This is a genomic window from Vibrio sp. 704 (assembly GCF_033339295.1).
Map to the genome: position 1 here is coordinate 116,879 of NZ_JAWOUH010000010.1, position 21,608 is coordinate 138,486.

The 21,608-nt window shown below is 44.3% G+C and carries 18 protein-coding genes; 13 read left to right on the plus strand and 5 right to left on the minus strand.

The features are described 5' to 3' along the window. The first annotated feature begins 271 nt into the window (after window positions 1-271). Together R7R24_RS14905 and yaaA are read left to right on the plus strand one after the other, a co-directional pair. Window positions 272-1,705, plus strand: a complete 1,434-nt coding sequence (locus R7R24_RS14905) for an alanine/glycine:cation symporter family protein (protein WP_005381800.1) — start codon at window positions 272-274, stop codon at window positions 1,703-1,705. Between the two features lie 110 nt (window positions 1,706-1,815). Next, on the plus strand, window positions 1,816-2,592 hold the full coding sequence (gene yaaA / locus R7R24_RS14910; protein WP_054578520.1) for a peroxide stress protein YaaA: 777 nt from the start codon (window positions 1,816-1,818) through the stop codon (window positions 2,590-2,592). 109 nt (window positions 2,593-2,701) lie between these two features. Here the strand turns inward: yaaA and srmB are convergent, their stop codons facing one another. Together srmB and R7R24_RS14920 are read right to left on the minus strand one after the other, a co-directional pair. After that, complete coding sequence (srmB, locus tag R7R24_RS14915; protein WP_005381797.1) at window positions 2,702-3,925, minus strand: ATP-dependent RNA helicase SrmB; 1,224 nt, start codon at window positions 3,923-3,925, stop codon at window positions 2,702-2,704. A 107-nt stretch (window positions 3,926-4,032) separates the two neighbouring features. After that, the gene (locus R7R24_RS14920; RefSeq protein ID WP_017635070.1) at window positions 4,033-4,752 is read right to left on the minus strand and encodes a tRNA1(Val) (adenine(37)-N6)-methyltransferase; all 720 of its coding nucleotides are present in this window, start codon (window positions 4,750-4,752) and stop codon (window positions 4,033-4,035) included. Window positions 4,753-5,082: 330 nt separating this feature from the next. Between R7R24_RS14920 and brnQ the strand changes: the two genes are divergently transcribed. Next, on the plus strand, window positions 5,083-6,393 hold the full coding sequence (brnQ, locus tag R7R24_RS14925) for a branched-chain amino acid transport system II carrier protein (RefSeq protein WP_054578521.1): 1,311 nt from the start codon (window positions 5,083-5,085) through the stop codon (window positions 6,391-6,393). 85 nt (window positions 6,394-6,478) lie between these two features. Here the strand turns inward: brnQ and fldB are convergent, their stop codons facing one another. After that, window positions 6,479-6,997, minus strand: a complete 519-nt coding sequence (fldB, locus tag R7R24_RS14930; protein ID WP_005381790.1) for a flavodoxin FldB — start codon at window positions 6,995-6,997, stop codon at window positions 6,479-6,481. A 157-nt stretch (window positions 6,998-7,154) separates the two neighbouring features. Here fldB and xerD point away from each other — a divergent pair, with 157 nt between their 5' ends. The 7 genes from xerD (at window position 7,155) to R7R24_RS14965 (ending at window position 15,885) form a co-directional block, all read left to right on the plus strand. Beyond that, on the plus strand, window positions 7,155-8,072 hold the full coding sequence (gene xerD, locus R7R24_RS14935; protein ID WP_054578522.1) for a site-specific tyrosine recombinase XerD: 918 nt from the start codon (window positions 7,155-7,157) through the stop codon (window positions 8,070-8,072). A 59-nt stretch (window positions 8,073-8,131) separates the two neighbouring features. Continuing rightward, entirely contained in the window at window positions 8,132-8,920 is a 789-nt protein-coding gene (gene dsbC / locus R7R24_RS14940) for a bifunctional protein-disulfide isomerase/oxidoreductase DsbC (RefSeq protein ID WP_005381786.1), read from the plus strand. Window positions 8,921-8,963: 43 nt separating this feature from the next. Next, window positions 8,964-10,703, plus strand: a complete 1,740-nt coding sequence (gene recJ / locus R7R24_RS14945; RefSeq protein ID WP_054578523.1) for a single-stranded-DNA-specific exonuclease RecJ — start codon at window positions 8,964-8,966, stop codon at window positions 10,701-10,703. A gap of 173 nt (window positions 10,704-10,876) precedes the next feature. Continuing rightward, window positions 10,877-11,975 (plus strand): peptide chain release factor 2 gene (gene prfB / locus R7R24_RS14950; RefSeq protein WP_100068604.1). Its coding sequence is split into 2 segments (ribosomal slippage): window positions 10,877-10,951 and window positions 10,953-11,975, totalling 1,098 coding nucleotides; the frame shifts between segments, so codons are not numbered across the junction. A 34-nt stretch (window positions 11,976-12,009) separates the two neighbouring features. After that, window positions 12,010-13,527 carry a lysine--tRNA ligase gene (gene lysS / locus R7R24_RS14955; RefSeq protein WP_005382861.1) on the plus strand — a complete coding sequence of 506 codons (1,518 nt, stop codon included), beginning with the start codon at window positions 12,010-12,012 and terminating at the stop codon, window positions 13,525-13,527. A gap of 243 nt (window positions 13,528-13,770) precedes the next feature. After that, window positions 13,771-15,105 (plus strand): cyclic-di-GMP-binding transcriptional regulator VpsR, encoded by a 1,335-nt coding sequence (vpsR, locus tag R7R24_RS14960; RefSeq protein WP_054578524.1) that lies wholly within the window; start codon window positions 13,771-13,773, stop codon window positions 15,103-15,105. Between the two features lie 528 nt (window positions 15,106-15,633). Then, entirely contained in the window at window positions 15,634-15,885 is a 252-nt protein-coding gene (locus R7R24_RS14965; RefSeq protein WP_005381776.1) for a hypothetical protein, read from the plus strand. Between the two features lie 134 nt (window positions 15,886-16,019). On the opposite strand, the gene R7R24_RS14970 is transcribed toward R7R24_RS14965, so the two are convergent. Further along, window positions 16,020-17,054: an NADP(H)-dependent aldo-keto reductase gene (locus tag R7R24_RS14970; protein ID WP_054578525.1), complete on the minus strand. Its 1,035-nt coding sequence runs from the start codon at window positions 17,052-17,054 to the stop codon at window positions 16,020-16,022. A gap of 154 nt (window positions 17,055-17,208) precedes the next feature. Here R7R24_RS14970 and R7R24_RS14975 point away from each other — a divergent pair, with 154 nt between their 5' ends. Next, window positions 17,209-17,520, plus strand: a complete 312-nt coding sequence (locus R7R24_RS14975; protein ID WP_005381772.1) for a DUF6482 family protein — start codon at window positions 17,209-17,211, stop codon at window positions 17,518-17,520. Between the two features lie 15 nt (window positions 17,521-17,535). Here R7R24_RS14975 and mutH read toward each other — a convergent pair whose 3' ends face one another. Beyond that, window positions 17,536-18,216: a DNA mismatch repair endonuclease MutH gene (mutH, locus tag R7R24_RS14980; protein WP_017821501.1), complete on the minus strand. Its 681-nt coding sequence runs from the start codon at window positions 18,214-18,216 to the stop codon at window positions 17,536-17,538. 619 nt (window positions 18,217-18,835) lie between these two features. On the opposite strand from mutH, the gene rppH reads away from it, so the two are divergent. Continuing rightward, window positions 18,836-19,357: an RNA pyrophosphohydrolase gene (gene rppH, locus R7R24_RS14985; RefSeq protein WP_005381953.1), complete on the plus strand. Its 522-nt coding sequence runs from the start codon at window positions 18,836-18,838 to the stop codon at window positions 19,355-19,357. A gap of 2 nt (window positions 19,358-19,359) precedes the next feature. Further along, a complete protein-coding gene (gene ptsP / locus R7R24_RS14990; RefSeq protein WP_191116199.1) occupies window positions 19,360-21,606 on the plus strand; it encodes a phosphoenolpyruvate--protein phosphotransferase in 2,247 nt (748 codons plus the stop codon). Window positions 21,607-21,608 lie beyond the last annotated feature (2 nt).

Consider the following 21,608-nt stretch of genomic DNA (forward strand, 5'->3'; position numbering starts at 1 on the left):
AAGTCTTCTATTTATGTTATTTTTTGGTGACTTTATAGTGAAAAATAACAATGTTATTCCTGTTGTTGCATATTGATTTTTGCGCTCCTAGGTTGCATTATCCGCCCGTCAAAAAATACGCTGGTACGTAAAATGGATGCATGAAGCGACGTTTACGATTCTAGATTGCCCATAAACATTACTTAAAAAGCTAAGCACACTTTGACACTTAGCAGGCAATTTGGTGGATGGCTAGGACGCATAGACTGGCGCAACTCACTTTGAGGTACACATGACAGACTTAATCAATTTGATGAACGATCTCCTCTGGGGCTCGATTCTGGTTTATCTTCTTGTTGGTGTTGGTATTTACTTCACCGTTCGATTAGGGTTCATTCAGTTCCGCCATTTCGGCCACATGTTCTCTGTTCTTAAGAACAGCCGTAAAGCAGACAAAGCTGGTATTTCCTCTTTCCAAGCGCTTTGTACTAGTCTTGCTGCACGTGTTGGTACAGGTAACATGGCGGGCGTTGCAGTTGCATTGACTGCGGGTGGTCCTGGTGCGATCTTCTGGATGTGGCTGATTGCAATGCTTGGTATGGCAACATCGTTTGCTGAGAGCACACTGGCGCAGCTATACAAAACCAAAGATGATGATGGCAACTACCGTGGTGGCCCTGCCTACTACATGGAAAAAGGCCTGGGCATGCGTTGGATGGGCGTGTTGTTCTCAGTTTTCCTAATCATCGCTTTTGGTTTGGTATTCAACGCCGTACAAGCTAACTCAATTGCCAATGCAATGAGCAACGCATTTGGTTGGAATAACCTGTATGTTGGTATTGCCGTTGTTTTACTGTCTGCAATTGTTATTTTCGGTGGCATCAAGCGTATCGCAAGAGTAGCTGAGATGATCGTTCCGATCATGGCACTACTTTATCTAGCCCTAGCGCTGTTCATCATGTTCTCTAACCTAGAGAAATTACCTGATGTATTGATGCTTATCTTTAAGAGTGCATTTGGTCTGCAAGAAGCAGCAGCAGGTGGTCTTGGCTACGCAATTGCACAGGCAATGATTAACGGTATCAAGCGCGGTCTATTCTCGAATGAAGCAGGTATGGGTTCTGCACCTAACGCGGCAGCTTCAGCAACACCTTACCCACCACACCCAGCGTCTCAAGGTTACGTACAGATGCTAGGCGTGTTCATGGATACGATCGTTATCTGTTCTGCAACAGTGGCTATCATCCTGATGTCTGGTGAGTATGTCGGTCAAGCAACAGAAGTGACGGGTATCGAGCTAACTCAGCGTGCATTGAGCTCACAAGTTGGCGATTGGGGCGGCATCTTTGTTGCTGTGGCAATCTTCTTCTTTGCGTTTACTTCAATCATTGCAAACTACTCGTATGCTGAAACGAACTTAATCTTCCTAGAGCACAATCATAAAGCGGGCTTAAGCATTTTCCGCGTTATTGTTCTTGGTATGGTGATGTTTGGTGCACTAGCTTCGTTACCAGTCGTATGGTCGCTTGCTGATGTCTCTATGGGTCTGATGGCGATAGTTAACTTAGTGGCTATCATCTTGCTATCTGGCATCGTGATTAAACTGGCCAAAGATTACAACCGCCAGCTTGGTGAAGGCAAAGTGCCAACATTTGATGCGAATGATTTCCCAGAGCTGAAATCTCAGCTTGAAGAAGGCATTTGGTACAACGATAAAAAAGACTAAGTGAGCTATCACTCATAGTTGAAAGCTATTAGTACGATGTAAAAAGCCATGCAGACAATGCATGGCTTTTTTTGTACCCTATTAAAAACAAAATTAGAGAAGGGAAAGTCATGCTTATCGTAGTTTCTCCAGCGAAGACTCTTGATTACGAGTCTCCGTTAGCGACAGAAAAATTTACTCAACCTGAGTTGGTCGAATACTCAAAAGAGCTTATCGATGTATGCCGCAAACTGACTCCTGCTGATGTTGCCTCTTTAATGAAAGTGAGCGACAAGATTGCCGATTTAAATGTGGGCCGATTCCAAGAGTGGAGTGAAACGTTTACCACGGAAAACTCACGACAAGCCATTCTTGCATTTAAAGGTGACGTTTACACAGGGCTAGACGCCGAAAGTTTATCTGAAGCGGACTTCGAATATGCTCAAGATCATCTGCGTATGCTATCGGGTCTTTATGGTTTACTAAAACCACTTGATTTGATGCAGCCATACCGCCTTGAAATGGGTACCAAGCTTGCAAACGACAAGGGTACGAACTTGTACCAGTTTTGGGGCAATGTTATTACGGACAAGCTTAACGAAGCGATTTCTGCTCAAGGCGATAATGTCCTTATCAACCTTGCATCAAATGAATACTTTAAAGCGGTTAAGCCAAAGAATTTAGATGCGCAAGTGATCACGCCAGTATTCAAAGATTGTAAGAATGGTCAATACAAGGTCATCAGTTTTTACGCGAAGAAAGCGCGCGGTATGATGGCGCGTTACATCATTGAAAACCGTGTTGAGAGCGTGGCAGACCTGACTAAGTTTGATACGGCGGGTTACTACTTTGTGGGAGATGAATCGACGCCAACAGAGTTAGTATTTAAACGCGAAGAGCAAAAATAAAGCTGATTGAGACGTAGTCTACGTTAATCTCTATCAGCACAAACGAAAAAGGGTTGGCATTGCCAACCCTTTGTTATTTTCTAGCTTGAGCTACTTGGCCCCAACAAGATTACTTCTTCTTAGCGGTTTTCTTTTTCGCTACTTTTTTCTTGTCGTCTTTTTTCTTTTTCTTCTTAAACACAGGCTTTTTGTGTTTAGGACGCATCTCTTTCACGAAACGCTCTTTGATGTCTTCTTTCACATAACGTGCAACGCGATCCATCATTGGTTGGTCGTGTGCTTCTACGATTGAGATAGCGTTACCTTTCTTACCTGCGCGAGCCGTACGGCCGATACGGTGAAGGTAAACATCAGCCGTGCGCGGCATGTCGTAGTTGATAACGTGTGATACATCCGGAAGATCGATACCACGCGCAGCAACGTCCGTCGCGAGCAGCACGTTCACAGTTCCATCGCGGAAGCGAGAAATCGCATTGTTACGACGATCTTGCGGCATTTCACCTTGAATCCAAGAACATGGAATCTGTGCACTTTCAAGCTGCGCTCGTAGCTCAGCCAAACGCTCACGAGTCTTTAAAAAGACGATAGTGCGCTCAGCTTGCTGAGTAATAATGTGTTTTAGTAATTCCAGTTTGTGTTCAGCATCATCAGCTCGGTGGTACCACTGAGCAATTTTCTTACGCTCACGCAGCGGCGATTTTGCATCAATCTCTGCTGGGTCATTCAACAGATCAGCGGTAAAGCCTTCTACGCCTTTCCCTTCTAACGTTGCTGAGAACAGAAGGGTTTGCTTACGCCAGCGACATTCGTTAGATAGGCGATCGACAGTAGGAGCAAAACCCATATCTAGCATACGGTCTGCTTCATCAAGGATTAACCATTCGATTGCACGACAATCAAAACGTTCTGCATCAATGTATTCTTTTAAACGGCCAGGTGTCGCAACCACAATGTCTTGTGTTGTTGCAAGGATGTCGGCGTGCTCTTGGTACTGAACACCACCAGTGATGGTGAAAATGTTGAGTTTGGTATTTTTTGCCAAAGCACGTGCTTGATCGGCAATTTGCATCGCCAGTTCGCGAGTAGGCGTTAGGATCAAAATACGCGCAGGCCCAGGCTTACGACGAGGGAAGTCTTGCAAGTATTGCAATGCTGGCAGGACGAAGGCGGCCGTTTTACCAGTTCCTGTTGGCGCTGACGCTAGAATGTCACGACCGTCCAACGCTTGTGGAATCGCTTCTGCCTGAATTTTTGTTGGGCGTTCGTAACCCATCTCTTCAATGGCTTCAAGTAGGTTTTGGTCTAGATCAAGTTCAGCAAAGGTTCTGATCACAATGAGTTCTCCACAAGCAAAGCTTGGTTAATGGTTCGCCACAACAGCATAGAATACAAAAAGGTCGCACATTATAAAGTGATTGGTGATAAGGATCACATGTTATTTCACATCTTAAGATAAAACTCGCGAGTTAACTGTATGAAATCATCACTATAGCCGTCATTTGAACGGATAATTAAATGTGACGTCTGCAAATCGCAAGGTCGTTTTGACAGTTCAAATAACAGTCGGTGTACTGGTTTCTTTTCTGATGGTTGCACACGACAGATCCGCGATAGATACCAACTTTGGTTTAATGCTAGCTCAATGAACTGCTCGCCTTCGGTGATTGGCAACACAAAACTAGCTCTCCCTTCGTCATCAAGCAAATGATAGCAACGCTGTAGCAATGCGTTATGGCCTAGCGTATCAGTGTGCCTCGCGGTTGCACGTTGACTGTGTTTCGATTGCTCGCCGCTGTTGAAGTAGGGCGGGTTACAAATGATGCGTTGGAATGGATGTGTCGGCGTAAAGTGCAGTATGTCGGTGTGATGCACACTTACACGATCTGACCAAGGAGACTGGGCCATATTTTTTTGCGCGGCAGCAACGGCTGTTAATTCGATATCGACCGCGGTTATTTGAGCTTCTGTAAAGCGTTGAGCACACATCAGGGCAAGCAGGCCAGTGCCAGTGCCAATATCGAGAATTTTAGCGTCGTTAGGGCTTTGAATCCAAGCACCAAGCATTACCCCATCTGTGCTGACTGGCATACCACTCTCGCCGCCCTCAATACAAAATTGCTTAAAATTGAAGCCTTTAGTTTTCAGTTTTTTGTTCTTCATGATTGTTTTATATTTGCTCAATAATTAAGTGGATTGCTCTATTGTTTATTAATTGTATAGATTGTTGTTTTGTTGGTTATTAAATTGTATTGTTAATTGATCGAGATAAAGAACTGGTCTGTTATTTGGATCTGGTTATATCCACTGCTTTTAAGTTTGAAAACTAAATTAATATGGTGTTTTTTTCTTAAAGGTTGCCAAATGATGAGTCTTTCGTCATTATGCGGCGAAAATTTTATAGATTGAACCACGTGTACTTATTGACTTTAGGTATACAAAAAGTGGTCTAAGCATACACAACATTCATTAATTAAAAGACAAGGGTTATCTGTGAAGCAGACGTTAAAACTAACAGATATTATCGCAGTAGGCTTTATGCTATTTGCGTTCTTTTTAGGTGCGGGCAATATTATCTTTCCACCTCTAGCGGGTCAGTTAGCGGGTGAAAACTTAATGCCAGCTATGTTTGGTTTCTTGCTAACAGCGGTAGGTCTACCTCTTATTACTATCGTTGCTATTGCTGTTGCTGGTGGTTCTTGGGATCACTTGACGCAAGATCTTCCGAAAAAAGCGGCAGTTCTTATGGCTGCACTGATTTTCATCATCATTGGTCCTGCGTTTGCAGCGCCTCGTACTGGCCTAGTGGCTTACGAGATGGCGGTGAAACCTTTCTTCCTTGAGGCATCACAAACGCATCTGACAGCGTTCTCAGTGATCTTTTTTATCGCAGCGATGATGTTCTCATGGTTCCAAGGCCGTTTGATCGATCTTATCGGTAAAGTACTGACACCAGCATTGTTTGTTGGTTTGATCATTCTTGCTGTCGCTGTCTTCCTTGATCCTCAGGGCGATATGATAGGCGCGCACGGTGAATACCTAACGCAGCCTATGACCAAAGGCTTCTTAGAAGGCTACAACACAATGGATACGTTCGCGTCATTGATGTTTGGTATGCTGATGGTTGATGCACTGCGCGGTAAAGGCATTACTGAGCGCTCTGCAACTACTAAATATCTGATCTATGCAGGTTGTATTGCTGCTGCTGGTCTTGCGTTTGTTTACATCTCACTATTTTACTTAGGTGCGACGAGTGCAACGGTTGCTGCTGGTGCTGATAATGGTGGCCTAGTGCTTAGCCAATACGTTCAAGCGTTGTTTGGTCCATACGGTCAAATCGTTCTGTCTGTCATCGTATTGCTAGCGTGTCTGACAACCGCGATTGGCTTGATTTCTGCGTGTTCAGATTTCTTCAGCTCGAAAACACCACTGTCATACAAGCAATGGGTACTGATTAATGGTTCTGTTTGTGCATTGGTTGCAAACGTTGGTCTTGCGCAGCTGATTTCTCTGTCAGTGCCAGTATTGTTTGCGCTGTACCCTGTGGCGATTGCGTTGGTTGCACTAACATTTGTGCGCAGCAAACTGCCGAATCCACGCTTTGCTTACCGTGCAGTACTGCTTGTATCTCTGCTGTTTGCGTTAGTTGATGCGGCAAAAGTATCGGGTATTGATGTTTCTGCGTTTAACATGTTGCCACTATTCGAAGTCGGCATGGGTTGGGTGCTTCCAACATTTGCGGCTATCGTGTGCATGTTCTTCATCGCGAAACCTCGCCCAGAGCTAGCACAAGAAACCGCGTAATCACTCCGCGTTATCAAGATAATAAAAAGCCCGATGAATTACTTCATCGGGCTTTTTACTTTTTAATGATGACGTGTTTGCGCTATTAAAGCGTGTCGTGGAATTCCACAAGAACTTGTTCACACCATTTTTCGATGCGTTCATCACTCAGTTCGTACTGTGAGTCTTCATCTAACGCAAGTCCAACAAACTTGCTGCCATCTTCGATCAATGCTTTCGATGCTTCAAATTCGTAGCCTTCATTTGGCCAGTAACCGATAAAGGTTGCGCCTGTGGCTTGTAATTCATCGTGAAGTAAGCCCATCGCATCTAAATACCACTCTCCGTAACCTTCTTGGTCACCCAGACCAAACAGCGCTACAACTTTGCCTTTCAGTGGCGTGGTCGCGATGTCTTGCCAAATCGCGTTCCAATCTTCTTGAATTTCACCAAAATCCCAAGTTGAGATGCCAAGGAGTAATAAGTCGTAGTCCGCCATTAGTGATAACGGTGTCTCTTTCACATTGTGAATGTCGACAAGGTCTTCACCAATAAGGGTACGAATTTTCTCTGCTGCCATTTCGGTGTAGCAGGTCGTTGAGCCGTAAAAGAGTCCGATTTTCATTATATTCGTCGTTATTTGTGTTGCTGTTGTGGAAGAATCTAACCATAAATTGAGGAAGATTGCAGCGAATATCCTATGTAGGATGATTTTTTATGGTATTGGATTGGCAGGTGCTTTAATCTAAATACTGTAAATATAAACAGATAAGGAAGCATTCATGACGGCACAACAGCCTGTCAATCAACAAGATTTTTCGCTTGTTGAGCAATTCTTAGATGCGATGTGGATGGAGCGTGGCCTATCAGATAACACGTTGGCTTCCTACCGAAACGATTTAATGAAGCTGCTCGTGTGGATGGAAAAACATCGATACCGTCTTGATTTCATCAGTTTGTCTGGCTTGCAAGAATATCAAAGCCACCTTGTAGATTTAGATTACAAACAGACGTCCCGTGCGCGTATGTTGTCGGCTATTCGTCGTTTATTTCAATACCTGCATCGTGAGAAGGTGCGTGCTGATGACCCGAGTGCGCTCTTGGTTAGCCCTAAACTGCCACAACGTTTACCCAAAGATATTAGTGAAGAGCAAGTGGACGCGTTGCTTGAAGCGCCAGACCCGAATGACCCTATAGAATTGCGCGATAAAGCGATGCTAGAGCTACTCTACGCGACAGGGTTGCGTGTGACAGAGCTCGTCAGTTTGACCATGGAAAATGTTAGCTTGCGCCAAGGGGTGGTGCGCGTGACTGGTAAAGGTGGCAAAGAACGCCTGGTTCCTATGGGGGAAAACGCGGTCGATTGGATCGAGACGTTCATTCAACAAGGGCGCCCTGCGTTACTTGGTGATACATCATCTGATATTGTTTTTCCTAGTAAACGCGCAAGACAAATGACTCGTCAGACGTTTTGGCACCGTATTAAGTACTATGCTTTGATAGCAGGGATTGACACGGATCAGCTGTCGCCGCACGTACTGCGTCATGCCTTTGCCACGCACTTATTGAACTATGGCGCAGATCTCAGGGTCGTACAGATGCTTTTAGGACATAGTGACTTATCGACCACGCAAATTTATACTCACGTGGCGACTGAACGATTGAAGCAGATCCACAGTCAACACCACCCAAGAGCATAACAATGGTTAGATTCATCCATGTCTTCTTGGAAAAACGATTTTACATTAAGGTGAATTTCATGAGCGTATTACGCCGACTAACTCTGCTGACTTTACCATTTTTTGTTACCGCTTGTGGTGCAGAAGAAAGTCAGGCTCAAACGGAGACTCCTGCGCAACAAGTGGCGCCAGCTGCACAAAGCGGCTTTGATGAAGCAGCATTAAAAACTAAGTTCTCAAAGCTTGGTTTATCTATCGTTGATATTCAACCATCAGACGTCGCTGGCTTATTGGAAATTCAAACCAATGGCGGGATCCTGTTTGCTTCAAATGATGGTAGCCATTTTATCGCCGGTACGCTTTATGCCATTAATGATGATGGCAGTTACAAAGATGTCATAGCAGAGCGTCAAGCGCCGCTTAACGCCGAGAAAATTGCGCAGTTCTCCGATAGCATGATCGAATACAAAGCCGACGATGAAAAGTACGTTGTGACCGTATTCACTGATATCACCTGTGGTTACTGTGTGCGTCTGCATAGCCAAATGCAAGGCTATAATGATCTAGGTATCACAGTGCGTTACATGGCTTACCCTCGCCAAGGTGCAACTGGCCCTGTGGCAGAGCAAATGGCAACGATTTGGTGTGCTGAAGATCCGGCGTCGGCAATGCACAACGCGAAAGTGAATCGTACATTTGATAACCCTGCGAAAGACTTAAAACAGTGTAAAGAAACCATCCAGGCGCATTACAATCTAGGTCGCCAATTGGGTATTTCTGGTACGCCAGCAATCTTCTTACCGAATGGCGAAATGGTTGGTGGCTACCTACCACCTGCAGAGCTATTGAAACGTTTAAAGCAACTATAATCCATTAGGAGCAGAGCCGGCAAAGTTGTCGGCTCTTTTAAGCATGATAGAAATTCAACGACGTCCTGAATCTGATCTTTCCCTTCTTCCTGATTCCATTCCTCCGATTCTTAAACGTATCTACATCAACCGTGGGATAACGGATCTTTCACAATTAGAAACGTCTGCCCGTGGGTTGCATTCATATCAAAAACTCGGGGGGATTGAGCAAGCTGTCGATCTTTTGTTTCAGGCGATAAAAGAACAAAAACGCATCATCGTTGTCGGTGATTTTGACGCTGATGGCGCGACAAGCTCAGCATTATCAGTGCTCGCGCTGCGTATGCTTGGTAGTCACAATGTGGATTACCTAGTGCCAAATCGTTTTGAAGACGGTTATGGGTTAAGCCCAGAAGTCGTTGACCAAGCCTTAGAGCTTGGCGCTGAGATGATCATGACGGTGGATAACGGCGTCTCATCAATCGAAGGCGTGCGTTACGCAAAAGAAAATGGCATTACTGTGCTCGTTACCGATCACCACTTACCAGGACAAGTGTTGCCTGATGTGGATGCAATGGTGAACCCAAACCTTGAGAGCTGTAGCTTTCCATCTAAAGCGCTTGCGGGTGTAGGGGTCGCGTTTTATCTCATGATGGCACTATGCGTTCATATGCGAAAACACAATTGGTTTGCAGAACAGGGGATGCAAGAGCCCAAGTTGATGGAACTGATTGACCTTGTTGCACTGGGTACCGTCGCCGACGTCGTTCCATTGGATGAAAACAACCGCATTCTTGTACACCAAGGCTTGCAACGTATTCGTGCGGGCAAAGCGCGTCCCGGCATCCAGGCATTAATTGAGGTCGCGAAGCGCGATGCGCGTCGTTTAGTTGCGTCCGATTTTGGCTTTGCTTTAGGTCCACGTATTAACGCTGCAGGTCGTCTTGATGACATGTCTTTCGGTGTTGAACTATTGATGTGTAACAACATCCACGCTGCTCGTCGCATGGCAAGTGAATTGGATGGCTTGAACCAAACTCGTAAAGAGATTGAAGAAGGCATGAAGCAAGAAGCGATGGCTTTCTGTGAGCGCCTTCAGTTTGGTGAAGGCAATGAGCTTCCTTATGGCTTAGCCTTATTCCAACGTGATTGGCACCAAGGTGTGATTGGTATTTTGGCTTCGCGCATTAAAGAGAAGTTTCACCGTCCAGTCATTGCATTTGCTGATGGCGGAGAAGGGATGATTAAAGGCTCGTGTCGTTCTATTCCGGGGCTACACATGCGCGATGCGTTGGATTTCATCGACACACAAAACCCGGGTTTGATCATCAAGTTTGGTGGACACGCTATGGCAGCAGGCTTAACGATTAAAGAGCAGGATTTTGAGCGTTTCAGTCGTTTGTTTGATGAAGTGGTAAAAAAGGAACTCGATGAAGCGGCGCTAAAAGGCGTGATCATGTCCGATGGTGAACTTAAGCCGGAAGAGTTCTCTATGCATGTTGCTGAACAGCTGCGATCGGGTGGTCCTTTTGGACAAGCTTTCCCAGAGCCAATCTTTGATGGTGAGTTTAAAGTACTGCATCAAAAGCTGGTGGGTGAGAAGCATCTTAAATTGATGTTAGAGCCGCTTTATAAAGGTCACCCTACCAATGTGATGATCGACGGTATTGCATTCAATGTTGATCTACGTCGATGGCCAGATGCATCGGTTAAAACAGTACGTCTCGCGTATAAGCTGGATGTGAATGAATTTCGTGGTAATCAATCATTGCAATTGATGATCGACCATATCGAAGCTAAGTAATACCTAGATTAACCTTTCTTATAGAGTACGGTTGCCCCTAAGTGGACGTGAAATTTTATGACCGTGCTCTCTCTCACCGCAATCTGATTTCTCATCCGAAATTTTCCTGTATCTCGGTCACATTTTTCAGTAGAATTTCTCGGTTAAATTCTATTCTAAAATGTTGAGTAAACATGTTTGAAATCAATCCAATTAAAAACCGTCTGCAGGACGTGTCTCAGCGCACAAATGTCCTGAGGGGGTATCTTTGACTATGACGCGAAGAAAGAGCGTCTAGAAGAAGTCAACGCAGAACTTGAACAACCAGATGTATGGAACGAACCTGAGCGTGCGCAAGCACTGGGTAAAGAGCGTGCATCACTAGAAGCGGTTGTTGAAACCATTGATCAACTAGAGCAAGGTGTGGAAGATGTAGAAGGTCTTCTTGAGTTGGCTGTAGAAGAAGAAGATCAAGAAACATTTGACGAAATTGAACCAGAACTTGCTGAGTTGGAAGAGAAGCTAGAAAAGCTTGAATTCCGTCGTATGTTTTCTGGCGACCACGATAGCTCTGATTGTTACATCGATTTGCAAGCTGGCTCTGGTGGTACAGAAGCACAAGACTGGACTAACATGCTGCTGCGTATGTACCTACGTTGGGCAGAAGCGAAGGGCTTCAAAGCTGAAGTGATTGAAGTCTCTGAAGGTGAAGTCGCGGGTCTTAAGTCGGCAACAGTTCGCATCTCTGGTGAATATGCGTACGGTTGGTTACGTACTGAAACGGGCGTTCATCGTCTTGTTCGTAAATCTCCGTTTGATTCAGGCGGTCGTCGCCATACGTCATTTGCTTCTGCGTTCATCTATCCAGAGATTGATGAAAACATCGACATCGACATTAATCCTTCCGACCTACGTATTGACGTTTACCGTGCGTCAGGCGCAGGTGGTCAGCACGTAAACACCACAGAATCTGCGGTACGTATTACGCACGTACCTACGAACACAGTGGTTCAGTGTCAGAATGACCGTTCTCAACATAAGAACAAAGATCAGGCAATGAAACAGCTTCGAGCGAAGCTGTTTGAGCTTGAATTGCAAAAGCAAAATGCGGAAAAACAAGCTAATGAAGACGCTAAGTCTGACATTGGCTGGGGTAGCCAGATCCGTTCTTACGTATTGGATGACTCACGTATTAAGGACCTCCGTACGGGCATTGAAAACCGTAATACTCAAGCGGTTCTTGATGGCGATCTGGACAAATTTATTGAAGCTAGCCTGAAATCAGGTCTATAAAGCTTTTCACCGACAAAAACAGGATACATCGAAAATGACTGATGCTGTTCAAAACGAAACTGTACTAGAAGAAAATAAGCTGATTGCTGAACGCCGCGCTAAACTGGATGCAATCCGAAAGAGCTGCAAAGCGAACGGCCATCCAAACGACTTCCGTCGTGACGCACTAGCGGGCGACCTTCAGAAAGAGTTCGGTGAAAAGACGAAGGAAGAGCTAGAAGAGCTTAACCACGTAGTAGCAATCGCTGGCCGTATCATGGCTAAACGTGGTCCATTCTTGGTAATTCAAGAAACTTCTGGCCGTATCCAAGCTTACGCTGACAAAGCGGTTCAAAAAGTACTTAAAGAAAAATACCAAGGTCTAGATATCGGTGACATCATCGGTGTTAAAGGTGCACTTCATAAGTCTGGTAAAGGTGACCTATACGTGAACATGGAAGAGTACGAGTTGCTAACCAAAGCACTACGTCCACTTCCAGAAAAGTTCCACGGTCTAACTGACCAAGAGATGCGTTACCGCCAACGTTACGTTGATCTGATCGTTAACGAAGACTCTCGTCAAGCGTTCGTAGTACGTTCTAAAGTAATGTCTGCAATCCGCAACTTCATGATCTCTAAGCAGTTCATGGAAGTTGAAACGCCAATGATGCACGTTATCCCTGGCGGTGCGAGTGCGCGTCCATTCATCACGCACCACAACGCACTAGACATGCCAATGTACCTACGTATCGCGCCAGAGCTATACCTGAAGCGTCTAGTTGTTGGTGGTTTTGATCGCGTATTCGAAATCAACCGTAACTTCCGTAACGAAGGCCTTTCTCCACGCCACAACCCAGAATTCACAATGATGGAATTCTACATGGCGTACGCAGACTACAAAGATCTGATGGACCTAACTGAAGAACTACTAAGCTCAGTGGCGCAAGAAGTTCTAGGTTCAACGTCAATGCCTTACGGTGATGAAACGGTTGAGTTTGGTGGTACTTACACTCGTATGAGCATGTTCGAAGCAATCAAGCACTACAACCCAGACCACGCGCAAATCCAAGCGCTAACAGAAGAAGACCTACAAAACCGTGATCTAATGGTTTCTATCGCGAAATCTGTTCACGTTGAAGTAGAACCTTTCTGGACATGTGGTCAGCTTCTTGAAGAGATCTTTGGTGAAACAGCAGAACCTAAGCTAATGCAGCCTACGTTCATCACTGGCTACCCAGCAGATATCTCTCCACTAGCTCGTCGTAGCGATGACAACCCGTTCTTTACAGACCGCTTTGAGTTCTTTATCGGTGGCCGTGAAGTAGCGAACGGTTTCTCAGAGCTTAACGATGCTGAAGACCAAGATGCACGCTTTAAAGCACAGGTTGAAGCGAAAGAGTCTGGTGACGACGAAGCAATGTTCTACGATGCAGACTACATCACTGCTCTAGAGCACGGCCTACCGCCAACAGCAGGCCAAGGTATCGGTATCGACCGTTTGGTTATGCTACTGACTAACACGCACACTATCCGTGACGTGATCCTATTCCCTGCAATGCGCCCGCAAGCGTAATTCGATAGGATGAGTAAAAAACCACCTTCGGGTGGTTTTTTTTTGCCTTTTAGTTAAGGTAATTCAAGTTGTTGCACTTGCCTTTTAATGGGATATGCAAATAAACATTCGCCAAATCTCAATCTATTGCATAGTCTTAATACTGAGACAGACGTGAGGGGGCGGAGTCTCGATAATGTTACCCGCTCGCAAAGATAAGTTTGTGGCACAAAATTTCTATTAACAATGAAAAAGGGTTAGAGAATGGCTGGGCAGTTTAAGATGGATTCCATCCCGGGATCGCTTGTGGTAGTTGGCGGTACTTATGAGCCTTGGTTATCGGTACTGGAGCAAGTGGGCTGGAAGTGTCATCAAGTAGGTGACTTACGCAAAGCTAATACGCTGTTAGAAGATATTGGTCCATGTATCGGTATTGTTGATCTCAGCCATGACGAGTTCAGCTTGAATGGTTTGGCGAACTTAGTCAGCTCTCACAAACACGTACGTTGGTTAGCGTTTATTCGTGAATCTCAGCTTGGCACTGACACCATATGCCAGTTCATTGTTAACTTTTGTATCGATTTTTTCACAGCGCCGATCCCAGATGCACAGTTATTAAGCACAATAGGTCACCAGCTTGGCATGCTTAAATTGGAGAAAAAAGTTTGGCCTAGTTTTGGTAGCAGTTTAGATATGGGTTTGATCGGTGAATCTATCCCGATGAAACGTTTACGCGATCAAGTGAAGCGCATTGGTCCAACGGACGTCAGCATTCTGATTTCTGGGGAAAGTGGGACTGGTAAAGAGGCGGTTGCTAGGGCCATCCATAAAGTCTCTTCACGCTCTCATAAACCGTTTATGGCAATTAACTGTCGCGCACTCAATGAACAACGTTTCCAAGCTGAAGTATTTGGTATTAACGCCGATGAAGATATGGAAGCATGCCTGCTTGAACAAGCAGATGGTGGCACCGTGTTGTTTAATGACATTCTTACCATTTCAAAAGAGCAGCAAATGAATCTGCTGAGATTCTTGCAAGAAGGCACCATTTATACCAAAGATGGCGTAAAAGCGGTTAACGTGCGTATTCTTGCTGCTAACTCGTCGGATGTTGAAAAAGCTTTGATTGACGGTGACTTCAATGAAGAGCTTTACCATTACATCAACGTTCTGCGCATCAATGTCCCTAGCTTGAAAGAACGTGCGAGTGACATCGCATTGCTGGCTCGTTTCTACTTACAAGAGTTCTCAAAAGAGTACAACTCGCAAGCAAAAAGCTTTTCTGAGGATGCCTTCAAGGCACTGACACGTTATTTCTGGCCTGGAAATGTGCGTGAGCTGATGAACCAAGTGAAGCGAGCGGTATTAATGTCCGACAGCGTAATGATTGAAGATCATCACTTAGATTTACCTCAACGTAATGACTCAAAGCGCAGCTTGAAATCAATCCGAGAGAAGAGTGAACGTGATGCGTTGCTGGTTGTTTTGGAATCTCATTCTGGTCAAGTTTCAAATGCGGCGAAAGAGCTCGGAGTTTCGCGTGCAACCATGTATCGACTACTTAATAAACATAACTTGATTTCCGAACAAGCCATGTAGTTGGCCTTTCCCTGTGTTAAATAGGCGAATAAATACAATAAAAGAGAGTGGCCACAGAGCCGCTCTTTTTATTTTTGTTTGGTTTGATTTATAAAATCCGCAAATTTATATATTCCTCAGGTGAATATGTTATACATAAAAGTATATGAAACTAAATTGCGGTGTATTGATTTGTTTTTAATCAAAAAGGCAAAAAATGTTTGATATATATTCATCAAAGCTTACAATTTAACCGTAACTCAATGAGTTATACCTTTCATAAACGGATTAATTTTTAGCTAGGAGGCGCAAGATGAAACATTACGTTGTTAACACCACTGCTTGCGCTGATCGTATGCCTATCGCTCCGATAACCCTTAAATCGGATGATACCAATACCACTGGCTCACAAGATAAAAATTAATCCGTAACCTATCATATTTATTACTAGGCTGCGGGAAAGTAGCGGCTTAGTATCAACAGAATATTTCTGTTCATTTTACGCACTATTTTTCCCAGTCGAATACATCGATAATCGGAGAAAATATTATGCGTCACTCTATTTACCTACAATTGGCCACTTTGCTATTGAAAGCAGACCTTAAACGCGAAGAAAAGCAATGGCAGCGCACCATACGCCGAACTGCTCATGATATTCCATGGACGAATGTTCATCTATTGAGAGATATTGGTTTAGATCGCGATGGTCGTTCTACACGTGCCAATGTTCCGGATGCAGTTAAAGTTGAACGTCGAGTTCGTCACCTTCGTCGAGTTTTAACGTCGCGAATAATGACGTAATCGTTAGCGTGTTGGACTGACTGAGTTGTTAACGAGTCATTCAACACGCTTAACTTTTTATATGAAGTATGACTTCATTGGATAAACAGCTGATCTTGAAGATCAGCTGTTTTCGTTTGAAGGGAGCTTTACTGTTAAGGGCAAGGATTCGAGTAAGTGGTACCTATTGCTTGAATTTCAGTAAGTAGTTCGTCGCTAAGTTGCAAATCAATACTGTCGATATTGGCTTTTAATTGGTCTAGGTTTGTTGTTCCGATAATGTTAGAAGCAACAAATGGACGCTGATTGACAAACGCGAGCGCCATTTGTGCAGGGTTTAGACCATGCTCTTGAGCTAAATTGACGTAAGCTTCGGTCGCTTTAACACCTTGTGGAGTGAAGTAGCGCGCAAAACGCTCCCACTTAGTACATCGAGCGCCTTCAGGTTTTGCCCCGTTTAGGTATTTACCACTCAGGCAGCCAAATGCCAAAGGAGAGTAGGCAAGTAACTGAACGCCTTCGTAATGGCTGATTTCAGACAAGCCAACTTCGAAGCTGCGGTTCAATAAGTTATATGGGTTTTGAATGGAGACAATTCTTGGCAAATCGTGTTTTTCTGCCAAACGCAATAGCGACATCACACCCCACGGCGTCTCGTTGGATACGCCGATATAGCGCACTTTACCTGCATTCACTAATTCAGTAAGCGCTTCCAACGTTTCAATTAACGTGACTTCTTCTTGTTTGTCAGGGTATGGGTAGTTGAGTTGACCAAAGCAGTTGGTTTGACGCTGCGGCCAATGTAGTTGGTACAAATCGACATAATCGGTTTGTAGACGATTAAGGCTGTCATCAATTGCTGTATGGATGTGGCGACGATTAAGGCTCATGTTGTCTCTAATGTGAGGAACATTGCGAGGGCCAGCCACTTTTGTTGCCAGTACTACTTTCTCTCTTTTGCCGCTTTTTGCTAACCAATTACCGATGTATTGCTCGGTGAGCCCTTGTGTTTCCGAGTTTGGCGGTACAGGGTACATCTCTGCGGTATCGATGAAGTTCACCCCATGATCGAGGGCAAAGTCGAGCTGTTCAAAGGCGTCCTTTTCTGTGTTTTGCTCGCCAAACGTCATAGTGCCGAGGCAGATTTTACTGATCTCAAGTGATGAGTGCGGTAGTTTTGTGTATTGCATATCACGTCCTTGAAGAGTTACCGACTAAATAAGTGACTCCAATATAGGGGATTTTTAGCCGCAATCGCAAATGATTTACGTATAAAGGAAGAGCAAACTCGAAAGCTACAGTTAGCCTAACTACACTTAAATGATCGTGTGAAGGAGGTATGTTATGCAGAAGCATCAATTGGACATGTGGCTACATGGTCCACATAAAGATACTTATAAAACTCCCAAAGTATTTGTGATTGGGTGTTCTGATGTCTCTGACTATCTTTTAGCTGTGGAGTACAAGCATCAACTTGAGCCGATTAAAGACGGTGAAGACCCGATACATTTTGGCTCTCTAGACTTAGTAAAAGAAGAACTATTGAGGCTAGGGGTCGATAAAGCGTATTTAAGGCTGCGCAATGCGTATGACGAATGTGGCACTGAAGAGGCAGCCTCGTACTGCGATATTGAGTTATCGCTCGTGACGCACTAAATAGCTGATATGGTTTTATTCTGGTTGAGTGTTAATGTAGTGCTTGAGTAAGATCTGTTCAGTAAACTGTGTTCTAAGGTAAAAGCCTCGGGGCAGAGTTTTCATCGGCTTACCATTTGAGTTGTATGCTTCGGTGAGCGCTTTTGCATTTGCGGCTTTAGGGCGAAGATGCAGCGCTTCTCCGTGTCTGGCGGAAATTTGATCAAATCTTCCCAAGACGATCATCTCCATTAACTCTTCCCAGTCATTTCGCAAAATCCGTTCTTCTTCTTCATCTGGTGACCAAATGAGTGGACTGCCCACACGTCTTTCAGCGAGTGGGATTTCTCGTTCTCCTTCTACGGGTACCCAAAGCACACGAGATAGCTTGTTTCGAACATGACTTGTTTCCCATGTAAGACCATGAACACCAGTGAGGGGGGCCACAGAAACAAAGGTTGTTTCTAAAGGTTTGCCAGAGTAACTGATCGGAATACTTTTTAACTCGATCCCTAGTTTTGCGAAATCTTGTTGAGGTTTACTGCCAGCTGGAGCGCCCAAGTGCCATTCGAGTAATTGACCCACCCAACCTTTATCACGTTTTAAGTTTTCAGGAACAATCATATTCGCCTCGGCGGCCAACTCAGCAAAACTGAGTCCTGCCATATCATGCGCTCGTTCCAATAGCTCTGCTTCTGTTTGTGGTTCTGGTTTCATAGTTACAAGGTGGTATTACAAAAAATATAGTTTATCAAACTCCGACCAAATCTACTGTTTAAGATTTCACCGAGGCGGTGTAAGAACGATCAATTCATAACTTATCCACAGGTGGAGGAGGTATTGATAAGATCCTGACGGGGTCTGTATGAATAAACAGGGGTTAAAATGCATTTTTGGGGTTGATTTTGTTGTAATCATCTAAACGAATAGCAGGTAAGTGTGGATAAATAGCCTGTTGGTGGATCTTTGACCGATCTGAGTTTGGTGAAAAGATCATCAAGAAATTGAAGATCGAATTATCGTTATTTTTAAAAATAAATACTTTTTTATCAATGTTTTATGTTTGTTTTTTTGTTTATTCATTTGTTTTTCATTTGATGGGATTGAACTGAATTACTCATTTGAATTGAATTCTTCACAAAGTTATTCACAGAAAAGGTGAATAAATGTGGGCAATGTCTCACTCTTGTGTTGATAAGGTATGGTTTGATTAAAAGATATCCAAAAATGCTGAAAAGGTAATAAATCTTGCTCATATCACATCAGTAAGTTTGCTAGTAATGGGGATATGTGGAAAAATCACGGTAATAAAAAATTTATTCATAGAGGTTAGCCAGTGATAGATGGCGATGGTTACCGACTTAATGTTGGTATTGTGATATGTAATAACCATGGTCAGGTCTTCTGGGCTAAACGATACGGGCAACACTCATGGCAATTTCCACAAGGTGGGATTGACGAAGGTGAAACCCCTGAACAAGCCATGTTCAGGGAGTTATACGAAGAAGTCGGTTTAACGAAAAAAGACGTTAAGATCATTGCAACAAGTCGTCATTGGTTAAGATATAAGCTACCAAAGCGATTGGTGCGTTGGGACTCCAAGCCTGTTTGTATCGGCCAAAAACAGAAATGGTTTCTGCTGAGATTAGAATGCGATGAGTCTCGCATTAATATGCAACGCGGAAAATCCCCTGAATTTGATGGTTGGCGCTGGGTAAGTTACTGGTATCCAGTTAGGCAAGTTGTTTCTTTCAAGCGAGATGTTTATCGACGAGCGATGAAAGAATTTGCATCCTTAGCCATGCCTTTTCGAGAGAGAAAAGCGAAAGGGAAAAGAAAAAAGCAACGTAGAGGATAATCATGCTCAGTCAGCTAAGGGAAATAGTTGAGAAAGTCTCCAGGGTCGATGATGTGCATCTGGCATTCGATATATTGGTGAAAGAGACTTGTGCTGCCCTTAGTACTGAGTGCTGTACTATCTATCTTGCTAATGAAGAAATGCAGCGCCTTGAGTTAATGGCAACTCAAGGCCTTATTTTTGAAGGTGATAGTATTCATATCAACTTCAATGAAGGCTTGGTTGGGTTGGTAAAACGAAGCGCTGAACCCCTTAACCTTGCCGAAGCCTCAAAACACCCCGAGTTCAAATTCTTTCCTCAACTCGGCGAACAGATTTACCACTCTTTTTTAGCTACTCCAATCATTCATCGTAAACAAGTTTTAGGTGTGTTGGTGATCCAACAAAAAACACCGCGCTTGTTTAGTGAAATGGAAGAATCGTTTCTTGTTACTTTATCCGCTCAGTTAGCGGTGCTCATTGCACATGCGCAGAATCTTGGGCATTGGCAGTTAGCATCTAAACCCACGGTATTAAAAGGTTTGCCTGCGTCTACTGGTGTCGCGATTGGAGAGTTTTGGTTCGACAATACCCAGCCGAGTTTATCGGATGTTTTCCCTTCGTCCACGTTAGATAAGGAACGCGAGCACGAGACACTACTGGTGGCCATAGAGCGAGCGTTAAATGACTTTCGCCGTATGCGGAAAAAACTGGACAGTGAAATCAACAAAGATGCGCTGGCGATCTTCGATCTGTTTACTCACTTACTGAATGATCCGATGCTTCGCGGTGATTTGAAGAAGCAGATTGAAAAAGGAGATAGGGCAGACTGGGCGTTACGCCAAGTTGTAGAATCATACTCGAATCGATTTGCCAGAATGTCGGATGTATACATGCGTGAAAGAGCGCAAGATATCCGAGAGTTAGGGCAAAGGCTGCTCTATTTTCTGCACAACAGCGAGCAAGAAAATTCTGCAATTGATCGTCCCATTATTTTGGTGGCGAATGAACTCACTGCCACCTTGCTCGCTTCTGTACCTAAAGAGTTTTTGTTAGCTGTCGTATCATTAGAGGGAGGCGCAAACTCTCACGCTGCCATTTTATCTCGAGCTCTTGGGGTCCCTGCAGTCATGGGCGCCAACATTAATCCGGATGTGGTGAATGGCAAACTCGGGATAGTCGACGGCTATACGGGTGAGATCTTCTTAGAGCCAAACCGCCAGTTGTTGCGAGAGTATCGCAGCTTAGTAAGCGAAGAGTCTGAATTGTTTGCCATGGTAAACAAGGACCTCGCACTCCCTGCGGTTACGCAAGATAATCACCATATCGAAATTATGCTGAATGCGGGACTCAGTGCTGACAGTAATATTGCCATCAACACAGGTGTTGATGGTGTTGGGTTGTACCGAACTGAGATTGCATTTTTACTTCAGCATCACTTTCCTTCGGAAGATGAGCAGTATCATCAATACCAAGCAATACTTAACAGCTATCCGAATCAACGAGTAGTGATGCGTACTTTGGATATTGGTGGTGACAAACCTTTGCCGTATTTGCCCATCGAAGAAGATAATCCGTTTCTAGGCTGGCGTGGCATTCGTTTTACATTGGATCATCCAGACATTTTCTTGATCCAGCTGCGTGCAATGTTAAGAGCGAGTGCAGAAAGCGGAAACTTAAGTATCTTATTGCCAATGGTGTCAGGGGTAAAAGAGCTAGACGATGCCATTAGCTTGATTAATCAAGCTCACAGCGAAGCCGTTTTGCTTGATGATAGAATTCAATTCCCACAAATTGGGGTCATGATTGAAGTACCATCGATGGTGTATCTGTTGCCAACGATCGCTCACCGTGTTGATTTTGTTTCTGTCGGGACAAACGATTTAACTCAGTATTTATTAGCGGTAGATAGGAACAATTCGCGCGTAGCGGATGTCTATGAATCTATGCATCCTGCGGTACTGTTAGCGCTTAAGCAAATCCATGAGGTGTGTGATAAATATCAGGTGCCCGTGTGTATTTGTGGTGAGCTAGCGGGTGATCCATTTGGCGCTCTTCTCTTACTTGGGGTAGGGTATACCAGTTTGAGTATGAACACCTCCAATGTGGCTAAGGTGAAATATTTGATTCGTCATAGCCAACAAGAAGAATTAGAAAAATTAGCGGAGCAAGCAATGACAAAGTCCTATGGGGAGGACATTCATCAAATGATGCATGACTTTTTCATTCAACAGGGCTTTGCGGGCTTTATCCGTGCAGGTAAAAAGTAGGA

Coding starts and splice junctions, on each gene's coding strand:
- R7R24_RS14905 (WP_005381800.1), top strand. CDS start 272: ATGACAGACTTAATCAATTTGATGAACGATCTCCTCTGGGGCTCGATT.
- yaaA (WP_054578520.1), top strand. CDS start 1,816: ATGCTTATCGTAGTTTCTCCAGCGAAGACTCTTGATTACGAGTCTCCG.
- R7R24_RS14920 (WP_017635070.1), bottom strand. CDS start 4,752: ATGAAGAACAAAAAACTGAAAACTAAAGGCTTCAATTTTAAGCAATTT.
- fldB (WP_005381790.1), bottom strand. CDS start 6,997: ATGAAAATCGGACTCTTTTACGGCTCAACGACCTGCTACACCGAAATG.
- xerD (WP_054578522.1), top strand. CDS start 7,155: ATGACGGCACAACAGCCTGTCAATCAACAAGATTTTTCGCTTGTTGAG.
- dsbC (WP_005381786.1), top strand. CDS start 8,132: ATGAGCGTATTACGCCGACTAACTCTGCTGACTTTACCATTTTTTGTT.
- recJ (WP_054578523.1), top strand. CDS start 8,964: ATGATAGAAATTCAACGACGTCCTGAATCTGATCTTTCCCTTCTTCCT.
- lysS (WP_005382861.1), top strand. CDS start 12,010: ATGACTGATGCTGTTCAAAACGAAACTGTACTAGAAGAAAATAAGCTG.
- vpsR (WP_054578524.1), top strand. CDS start 13,771: ATGGCTGGGCAGTTTAAGATGGATTCCATCCCGGGATCGCTTGTGGTA.
- R7R24_RS14965 (WP_005381776.1), top strand. CDS start 15,634: ATGCGTCACTCTATTTACCTACAATTGGCCACTTTGCTATTGAAAGCA.
- R7R24_RS14970 (WP_054578525.1), bottom strand. CDS start 17,054: ATGCAATACACAAAACTACCGCACTCATCACTTGAGATCAGTAAAATC.
- R7R24_RS14975 (WP_005381772.1), top strand. CDS start 17,209: ATGCAGAAGCATCAATTGGACATGTGGCTACATGGTCCACATAAAGAT.
- mutH (WP_017821501.1), bottom strand. CDS start 18,216: ATGAAACCAGAACCACAAACAGAAGCAGAGCTATTGGAACGAGCGCAT.
- ptsP (WP_191116199.1), top strand. CDS start 19,360: ATGCTCAGTCAGCTAAGGGAAATAGTTGAGAAAGTCTCCAGGGTCGAT.